The sequence below is a fragment of the Gluconobacter potus genome, from assembly GCF_015244705.1.
Classification (GTDB): Bacteria; Pseudomonadota; Alphaproteobacteria; order Acetobacterales; family Acetobacteraceae; genus Gluconobacter; species Gluconobacter potus.
In genome coordinates, this window is the sequence record NZ_JABCQF010000029.1 from 1 (window position 1) to 8818 (window position 8818).

Here is an 8818-nt window from a genome sequence, read left to right on the forward strand (position 1 = left end):
GTTATCTCCCGATGTCAGGGCAGATCCTGGATGCAACGCTGGTCGCGGCTCCCAGGCAGCGCAACACAAATGCTGAGAAAGCGGATCTGCGTGAAGGGCGGATCCCACAGGACTGGCAGGACAAGCCGTCAAAGCTGTCCCACAAGGACAGGCATGCGCGGTGGACGCTGAAGTTCACGAAAGCAAAGCGGCAGGAGGATGGGACGATCCCCGCAACAGATCTTGCCATCCCATTCTTTGGCTACAAATCCCATGTCTCCATCGACCGAAAATTTCGGTTGATCCGGAAATGGAAAACAACCGATGCCGCCGCCAGTGATGGTGCGCGATTGAGAGAGGGCTTGCTGGATAAAACCAATACGGCCTCAATAGTCTGGGCAGACACAGCCTATCGCTCAAAAGCCAACGAAGACTTCATGGAAAAGCAGGGCTTTGTCTCCAAGGTTCATCGCAAAAAGCCGCATCTCAAGCCTATGCCTCGGCACATCCAGAAATCCAACGCCGGAAAGTCCGTTATCCGGTCACGTGTCGAGCATGTCTTTGCTGATCAGAAGTCACAGACCGGACTGTTCATCCGGACAGTGGGTATCACCCGTGCAATCATGAGGATCGGGCTGGCCAATATCGTCTATAATATGCGCCGCCTTCTCTTCCTCGAGAGGATTAACGCCCACGCGTAGCAGTCCAGCGGATGATCGCTCCCGATCTGCTCAAAACGCAGGGCGAAAGCCACCCCAGGAGCCATCAATCAGCACGCCAAAACTCTGAAATCAGGAGCCAGACGCATCAATCAACGGTTCTTCGATCTCTCCACGTCTCAGCGCCTGATCCAGTCGTCCCAGCTCAAGACTGAGACGGGTGAGCCTCTCGGCGAACGGGGGAACCATTGATCCTATGAGGCGTCGTTTTTCGGATAGTCTCCAAGATCGATCACCTTCCCGGACGCGACGAGTTCTGCGTAGTGCTGCTTTACGTCCGCAGGAAAAGACATTTCAAACACCTTTCCACCCATAGCTTTGAGCTGATCCATCGAGATCGGATGAGGGTCGTCCCGGATCGTACCGATGATGATAGGTCCGACAATTTCTCCGCGAAGGCGGGCGTTTCCGCTCCCACCGGGAGCAGGGTCTTGGGCATGCACCGCTGACGATTTGGCGAGACTGGCTTTCAGAGCAGCGAAAGTCCGGAATCCGTGGCGTTGGGAGAGTTGTGCAAGAGCCTGCGTATAAGACAAAGCACCTGACCGGCTTTCCTGTCGTGCCTGCTTTTTGAGCTCTTCAAGGGAAATCGTCATTTGAATCCTCGACCGGAAGGATGAGTCACAGGGCCTGATTTGCGCCACACTCCGAACAGGATGTCATGACTGTTTGTCTGAGAGATTTTTCCGTTATTTCACAGGCCGGAAGGCGCGCTGTGTCTCTCGCCTATGAGTCTTCAATACCACCAAGCGGCCTGTAGCAACAGCATTCAAACACCCTAATATCCTCAAAAGGTAAGTCTCCGTCTTTTTTCCAAAAATAGCTCCCTCCCCACCACCTATGTCCGTTAATTCTTATTATCGGACATAGGGGTGGGGCACAAAAAAGACCCGCAAAGGTCTTTTCAAGGCGTGTTCCACGGACGCTCATGCAAGGACAAAGTCTGCTCACGGAAGGACAGCCTGATCGTCCCTGGCCCTCTTTGCGAGAGACATTCCAACTCACGCAGGTCTGTAACTATTCTGAGGCTCGCGGCTGACTTGGAGGGCTTATTGCCAGTCAGCTTACGATCAGCGAATGCGGATACCGGACATTCGCCTTATGGCGAGACCCGGTCAAGAATAGACTGTCGGGGATAGCTGCACCACAACAACAAGCAGACTTTGATTAACGAGGGCATGTAAGCGGAAGCGGCATTCGGAATGCTGGCAGCAAGCGCGCTGTTCGGATATTAAGGTGTGATGAGTAACCGCGACGAATTCTCCCGTAGCACAAAGAATGCAGTCGCGCTTCGCGCCAATCATCATTGTTCGTTTCGTGATTGCCCCCAGCCGACATCAGGCCCAAGCGATGAATCGCCCGAGGCTGTAAACATGATCGGTAAGGCAGCGCACATTCATGCTGCCGCCCCTGGACCAGGCGCGCGGCGCTATCTCGCGTCAATGACCCGCGAGGAGCGCACTCACATCTCCAATGCTATTTGGTTGTGTGCAACCCACGCCGACCTTATCGACCGGGACGAGGCGACCTACACAGCTGAAGTGCTTCGCGAGATGAAAGCCGAGCACGAGGGGAAGTGCGCCGAAAGACAGCGCAATGTCCTCTCAGTTGGGCAGCCCAATGCCGACCTTATCGCTATCGGACCCGACATCGTATTCGTTGGCAAATTTCTGGGCGTTGAAGGTGAAGTATGGAGCTTCCATCTGCAGAGCTTCATTGACGGCGATGTTCATAACTTGATCACGTTTGCCGATCGTTACGAACAAACCGCGGTCAAAGATCGATTTGTCCTTGTGAATGAGCTTGGAGACGGACGCGCGTTGAGGGCTAAGCCGTCTGTCACCAGGGAGACAACTGGCTGCTACACGGTTCGGTGTCTGGTTTTCCCGAGTGCCGAACGGATTCCAGCTGCCGACATTCCGAAGATGTGGGCATTGTCGGATAGCCATGACCTGATGACCAGCAACGGCAAATGGGCCATGGTGTCCGGCGTGGACGCCTTGCCGCAGCAGGTGAAGACGTGCCTATCGCATCAGATGGGCGAAAGCCCGTTTCACCGCGATTTTGGGACGAGGTTTGCCGAGTATTACAACCTGCTTGCTGGTTCACCGTGGCTTGATCGCTACCTGAATCTTGAGATAATCCGCTTGGCAGCAATCCCCTACTTCAACCCCACCGACAACCAGCAATACACTCCGCTTCTATGCGTCGAGCGCGTCTTTGGTATCCAAATTCTTGCTAACACGCCTACGAACAATTGGTTACCAATTCGCGTAAACCTCAGCGTCAAGGGCCTTGGGAGGTGGCAGCACGATCTTTCCGTCTGCATTCCATCGGAACCGATACAAAGGTGGTCCTTTGACGAGCTCCTTGCCGGCCCGTTCATTCGAGGCTGAACTGATGGTCTAGCGATGGGCTTTGACGTCGGCAGCGGGGACGCTGAACACCCCCTCTTGAGATCACTTTCTAGGGCAGCGCTTGCCCGGCTTGAAGCGGCTCTCAGCCCTTCTGCGACATCCATGCACGACGCAGCATGACTTACTCCCCGAAGCGGTGATAATCGTATAAGAGCTGCAAAAATTGGAAACCTGAATCATGCGGAGATACTATGCCACTGAACGAAAGGGCATCGCGGCCATTCAGGCCAAGTTGGCCGACCTTGAACTAATTTGGCGAGAAACTTCGACCGGAGATTTTGGCATCGACAGAGGTGGACCCCATTTTTCGGACAGGTGTCTAAGCTCTCATGACCGTCATTAGGGGAGTGCAGTTGCAAGAAGCCTACACCATGACTGGTGTCTGGTGTGACCAAAAACTGATAGTGGACCTGACGGGTGTGCCGCGAGCCGATCGACGACGATTGATCATGCTCTCATCCGCGGGTTGGCTACCGCATTTCCCATTTCCGTCGTGGGCCTTCCTCTCTCTATAGACGGGCGTCGGTCGAAACCTGCCCCAGCTTACAACGAGGATTACCCATCTTGCCTGGTCTTCGCGGCACGCCCGTCAGGTCCAATAATCGGGCGCGGAATTCCCTATCAGATTGGCTGTATACGTCGACCGATATCCCAGATGAACCCGACCAGCTCGCGGGCGATCGCCGTAATCACTTTTGGCAGGGCCTTTCCGGTCGATGCCAACAAGCGGTAGCGCTGACAAAGACGGACCTGGGCTTTCCACGCGATGGCCCTGATATCCTCCGGCAAGCCTTCGACGCGCATTTGATATCGCCTCTCTTCGCGCGCCGGCAGGCGATACGACCATGCCGCCTCTACCAGCATCGCCCGTGCCTCCCGGTTCCCCGTCTTTGTTATCGCACCACGGCGGGTGCGGGCGCCGCTGGACGCCTCCGAGGGAACTAGGCCAAGCCAGCTCATCAGTTGCTTGGGCGTATCAAAGCGACTGAGATCGCCAATTTCGGCAACCAAGGTCGCGGCCACCACGAGCCCGACACCACGGAGGGCCTGCAACGCCTGAACCAGAGGAGCCAGCGACCATTGCGGCAGTGCTTCCACCAGCATGGAGTCCAGCCTGTCGCAGCGATGCTGTGCCTCCTCAATCCGTCGGATACCTTCACCGAACACGAATTGCTGATGCGGTGCGTCGAAGGCCTGCTCACTGAGCCAGCGCCAATGCGCCTTGGTCCAATTCGATCGCCCGGTGAATTTGCGCCCATGGCGAAGCAGGAAGCTCAATACTGTTTGCCGGCTGGCAACCAGATCCTGTTTCGCCTGCCGACGTCCCCGGATCAGATCCCGGATGGCTTCGTGCGCCTCGTCCGGCACCCAGATTGCTGTCAGTTCGCCCGAGCGCAGCAGGCGCGCCAGCATCTGGGCGTCTCTCCTGTCCGTCTTCACCCTGTAGGCTGGCTTGCGCGGTATTACAGATGGGGCGATGACGCTGCATTCCACGCCCAGGTCGGTCAACTGACGATAGATACCATATCCACAGCCGCCTGCTTCATAGCAGAAGTGGAGCGTGACATCGGGCGCTGCCAGGCGTGCCACCAGGCGCCGTATGGCATCGGGCGTGTTGGGAATAGTCCCGTGGAACCGGATCTCTCCCGATCGCCCGTCATTGGCGACCGCCACGGCAATTGTCTCCTTGTGAACGTCCAGGCCAATAAATTTCGCAGTCGACATTGTCATTCTCCTCTCCTGACAAAGTGAGCTTACGCTCCCCCTGACCTCGGAAAACGAGGCGAATGACGGTCATTGGGTCTATAATCCGACCTGAAAGAGGACGGGTTTTATGGGCAAGGTTACGCGCAAGAGGTATGCGGCGGAGTTCAAGTCACGGGTTGCGCTGGAGGCGATCCGTGGGGAGCTGACGCTGGCGGAACTGGCTTCGAAACATGGTGTGCATCAGACGATGATTGCCCAGTGGAAGCGCCAGGCAGTCGAGGGCATGGCGGCAACCTTTTCGGGGAAGGCGGTGTCTGAGCCCCTGGTCAGCCCTGCCGATGTGGAGAAACTGCACGCGAAGATTGGCGAGCTTCTCGTGGAACGGGATTTTTTACGCGATGCCTCTGTTCGGTTGGGCGTGATCAGAGGCGGCAGATGATTGACCCACAGCGTCCCCGGCTTTCGGTCGTGCGGCAATGCACGCTGCTGCATCTCAACCGGTCTGGCGTCTACTATCGGCCTGCGCCACAGAGCGAGGCCAATCTGGCGTTGATGCGGCTGATCGACGGCCAGTTCCTGGAAACGCCGTATTATGGCTCACGGCAGATGACATGGCATCTGCGCCGCCTGGGACATGAAGTGGGCCGCAAGCGGGTCCGGCGGCTCATGGGCCTGCGGGCGATCTACCAGAAGCCGCGCACGACCGTGCCCCATCCGGAGCATCGGAAATATCCCTATCTGCTGCGGGATCTGGTCATCAATCGGCCTGACCAGGTCTGGTGTTCCGATATCACATATATTCCCATGAAACGGGGATTTCTCTATCTCGTGGCGATCATGGACTGGTTCACGCGCAAGGTCCTGTCCTGGCGTCTGTCGAACACGATGGACGTGGAGTTCTGTATCGAGGCGCTACAGGATCCCCTCATGCGCTATGGCGCCCCGGACATTTTCAATACTGACCAGGGGTCGCAATTTACGACACCCCGTTTCACCGGGATACTGGAAGAGCGTCAGATCCGCATCAGTATGGACGGGCGTGGGCGATGGCTGGATAATGTATTCATCGAGCGTCTGTGGCGGTCGCTGAAATATGAATGCGTCTACCTGCACGCGTTCGAGACCGGATCAGAGCTGAGGGCCGGGCTTAGCAGATGGATCGCCCATTATAACGAAAGGCGTCCGCATATGGCGCTGGCTGGACGTACGCCCGATGAGGCGTATCATGACGTGCCGACATCATCTGGTCCGGGGTTAACCCCGGACCAGATGGCCAACAGCAACGCTGTCAGAAGGGCGGCATAACAATAACCGGGTATAGCTTATTCAAACCCAAAAACTGTCCGAACAGACGGGTCCACCTCTGATGGCCATGCCAGATTACTGGAAACTCTTCAGAGTATGCCGGACGGTCTCACGGTTGGATTTGAAGCAACCGGTGGACAGGAATGGGCACTCTGGGGTGTTCTCATCAGTATGGGACTCAATGCCGTCCAGTTGCCTCCAGCACAGATCAAAGCTTTCGCACTCGCCATGGGGAAACGCGCGAAAACCGATCAGATCGATGCGGAATTGATTGCGCGCTTTATGGCTTTTCGTCCAGAAGCAGGACGAACACTGCCGGATGAGAAGCTCCAGTTTCTGCGGGCACTGACGGTGCGCAGAGCTCAGATGGTGGAGGCACGTAAACGGCTTTCTGCCCAGATTTCGGCACGCCGCAAGCAGGGTGTGAGCGCTGAACTGGAGGATATGGACAGCAGTCTCAAAGCATTTCTCGAAAGCCAGATCAGCGAGCTTGAACAACGGATTGAAAGTGTTATCGGAGAGGCAGAAGAACTCTCCGCCAAAGCAGAGCTTCTCCGTTCCATTCCTGGTATTGGCCCGGTATCAGTCGCCATGCTTCTCGCAGAAATGCCAGAGCTCGGCCGCATGACAGCGACAGAAGCCGCTGCAATGACTGGTCTTGCGCCAATGGCTCATGATAGTGGCGCGATGCGTGGGAAACGGGTCATTTCAGGGGGAAGAAGATCTCTCCGCCACGTGCTGTTCCAGGCAGGATTGGCAGCTGCCTGCCATAATCCAGTTCTGAAAGCTGTTGCCAAGCGCATGAAAGAGCGGGGTAAACCACATAAACTAGTGATCGTCGCTATCGCACGGCGCCTCATCACAATCGCCAATGCTATCCTCAAAACTGGAGTGCCATGGCGCATTAGCTCCGCCGCTTAAACACAGTTGCTAGATATCACCATTTAACTCCTTGCGGGCTAATTCTTGGCGCTCCATATTTTCCGCGTCGTCCGACACTGCTTAACAGACACGGAGGATTCCAAAATGCATTTTTCTCGTATGATTCAGGCCGGCACCTTTGTTGCTACACTGGCCTGCGGCGCGGCTGCCCTGCCTGCGCAGGCTCAGGATACGTTGCGCGTCGTTGATGCACGGGGACACCAGGTCGGTATCCTGGTCCCGGTCCAGGGCATCGCAACGACAGCGGCAATGCCTGATATCGACATGTTCGAGGCCGTTGATCGCATGATGGCACGCAATATGGCTCTCATGGAGGCGGTCGATCGGACATTGGGCTCGCGGCTGGACGGCGTCCTGCGCGCCGTTCCGGCTGTTGGTCATGACCTCCCGAAACAGAGCATGTCCTGGCAGCGTTTCGAGGCGGTCAGCACCGGTGGACCCAGCGCCTGTACGCAGACGATCACGATCACATCAAACGGTCAGGCGGCGCCAATCGTTCATGTGTCACGCACCGGAAGCAAGTCCTGTGCGACGCTCCCCGCGCCGATGGCAGTTGACAATCCCGGAGATCAAAAGGCTGGTTCGACGGCTCTGACGCCCGCCGTCGAGACGCGGACGGAAGTCCCGACAAACGGACGCGCTGGAAGCGCTCTCTAAAACAGGTGGTGGCCGGAAAACCCCGGGCCACCATCATAGAAGGAAAATATATTGATTTTCCGCGATCATCGCCATGATGGTTAACGAATATCAACAAAACCCCTGTAGTTTCCGTCCGCAACACCGCCACAAAAAATAAATACAAATATAAATAATAAAATTATTCATGAAAAAGAATCTGCATTTCGTGCCCCCTTGACGAGGCAAGCATCTCTTCCAATCTTGCTTTCGCCGGACGCCATCGGGTCCGGCATAGGCTCTGTGAGCCAGACAACTGGAGTCCATGTTGCTTTAATCGGAGGATGTGGATGTCGACACTGAAAGGACTTTATTCCCGCTATCGCCGCTCCCTGCGCACAGCCGCCCGGAGATGGCGCAACCGACTGGAGGGAAGCGTATCATGGTAACGCGCCCCCTTTTCGGAGACGATCCGCTCGCTCCGCGTGTCCTCTCCGTGCTCCGCCGCCTCGGTCATGACGGACGTGGCGTGACGCTGACGTCTCTGGTGGCCCATACCGGTATACCGGGGATCAGACTTCGCTCCACGCTGGAACGCCTGGTCCAGGCGGGCGCGGTTGCCCCTGCCGGGTGTGATCCCCTGGCTTCTGATCTCGCGTTCCGTCTCCCCATGCGGGCAAGAGCCGTACCGCCAGTTCCGGTCGCGGCGTAAGGCACTGACCGCGCCGGGTAGATCAGAAACGCCTTCTCCGAGCGGAAGCGCCATCTTTTCTGGAACGACCGCACGAATGAGAGGGTGGAGCGGGGCCTTCCATCGGAGGCCCCGCGTCTCTGAAGGTGAAGTCGAAAGCAGAGAGAACAGGGAGATGTCGAGTTTTATCCATTTTCTCAACCTGAAGGCACTTCAGCACTATTGGAATAACCATCCTCCGGTGCCCCGTTCACTTGGGACGAGGGGGCCAGTTTGGTCGCATTCCGCCGGAGAGACCGAGCGAGCGGAACAGACGGCCAAGCAACCTCGGCACCTGGAGGGTTCGAAAAACCTTCTGGATTTGAGGGTTCCTCTGTGATTCCATCTCTCCTGCGTTGATTGGGGATGATGGCAGATGAAGCAGCCTGGTTTCTTTGATGTTG

At 56.6% G+C, this 8818-nt stretch carries 8 protein-coding genes; 6 read left to right on the forward strand and 2 right to left on the reverse strand.

Translation table 11 applies throughout. The annotated features are described in order from the left end of the window. Positions 1 to 680: transposase (locus HKD31_RS15420; RefSeq protein WP_194265682.1), on the forward strand; the 680-nt coding region annotated here is incomplete at its 5' end. Positions 681 to 892: 212 nt separating this feature from the next. Here the strand turns inward: HKD31_RS15420 and HKD31_RS15425 are convergent. Continuing rightward, the gene (locus HKD31_RS15425; RefSeq protein ID WP_194265681.1) at positions 893 to 1294 is read right to left on the reverse strand and encodes a hypothetical protein; all 402 of its coding nucleotides are present in this window, start codon (positions 1292 to 1294) and stop codon (positions 893 to 895) included. A gap of 645 nt (positions 1295 to 1939) precedes the next feature. On the opposite strand from HKD31_RS15425, the gene HKD31_RS15430 reads away from it, so the two are divergent. Further along, complete coding sequence (locus HKD31_RS15430; RefSeq protein WP_145994768.1) at positions 1940 to 3094, forward strand: hypothetical protein; 1155 nt, start codon at positions 1940 to 1942, stop codon at positions 3092 to 3094. 642 nt (positions 3095 to 3736) lie between these two features. On the opposite strand, the gene HKD31_RS15435 is transcribed toward HKD31_RS15430, so the two are convergent. Continuing rightward, positions 3737 to 4846 carry an IS110 family RNA-guided transposase gene (locus HKD31_RS15435; RefSeq protein ID WP_103143233.1) on the reverse strand — a complete coding sequence of 370 codons (1110 nt, stop codon included), beginning with the start codon at positions 4844 to 4846 and terminating at the stop codon, positions 3737 to 3739. A gap of 103 nt (positions 4847 to 4949) precedes the next feature. On the opposite strand from HKD31_RS15435, the gene HKD31_RS15440 reads away from it, so the two are divergent. The 4 genes from HKD31_RS15440 to HKD31_RS15455 all read left to right on the forward strand — a co-directional run bounded on the left by HKD31_RS15440 (position 4950) and on the right by HKD31_RS15455 (position 8396). Beyond that, positions 4950 to 6127, forward strand: a protein-coding gene (locus tag HKD31_RS15440; protein ID WP_194265680.1) for an IS3 family transposase whose coding sequence is annotated in 2 segments (ribosomal slippage) — positions 4950 to 5208 and positions 5208 to 6127 — 1179 coding nt in all. Because the reading frame shifts where the segments join, the coding sequence is not laid out codon by codon here. Positions 6128 to 6139: 12 nt separating this feature from the next. Continuing rightward, positions 6140 to 7048 carry an IS110 family RNA-guided transposase gene (locus HKD31_RS15445; protein WP_280522720.1) on the forward strand — a complete coding sequence of 303 codons (909 nt, stop codon included), beginning with the start codon at positions 6140 to 6142 and terminating at the stop codon, positions 7046 to 7048. A 105-nt stretch (positions 7049 to 7153) separates the two neighbouring features. Beyond that, positions 7154 to 7726 (forward strand): hypothetical protein, encoded by a 573-nt coding sequence (locus HKD31_RS15450; protein WP_099287333.1) that lies wholly within the window; start codon positions 7154 to 7156, stop codon positions 7724 to 7726. A gap of 400 nt (positions 7727 to 8126) precedes the next feature. Next, complete coding sequence (locus tag HKD31_RS15455) at positions 8127 to 8396, forward strand: hypothetical protein (RefSeq protein WP_061487159.1); 270 nt, start codon at positions 8127 to 8129, stop codon at positions 8394 to 8396. Positions 8397 to 8818: the final 422 nt, after the last annotated feature.

Coding starts and splice junctions, on each gene's coding strand:
- HKD31_RS15425 (WP_194265681.1), bottom strand. CDS start 1,294: ATGACGATTTCCCTTGAAGAGCTCAAAAAGCAGGCACGACAGGAAAGC.
- HKD31_RS15430 (WP_145994768.1), top strand. CDS start 1,940: ATGAGTAACCGCGACGAATTCTCCCGTAGCACAAAGAATGCAGTCGCG.
- HKD31_RS15435 (WP_103143233.1), bottom strand. CDS start 4,846: ATGACAATGTCGACTGCGAAATTTATTGGCCTGGACGTTCACAAGGAG.
- HKD31_RS15450 (WP_099287333.1), top strand. CDS start 7,154: ATGCATTTTTCTCGTATGATTCAGGCCGGCACCTTTGTTGCTACACTG.
- HKD31_RS15455 (WP_061487159.1), top strand. CDS start 8,127: ATGGTAACGCGCCCCCTTTTCGGAGACGATCCGCTCGCTCCGCGTGTC.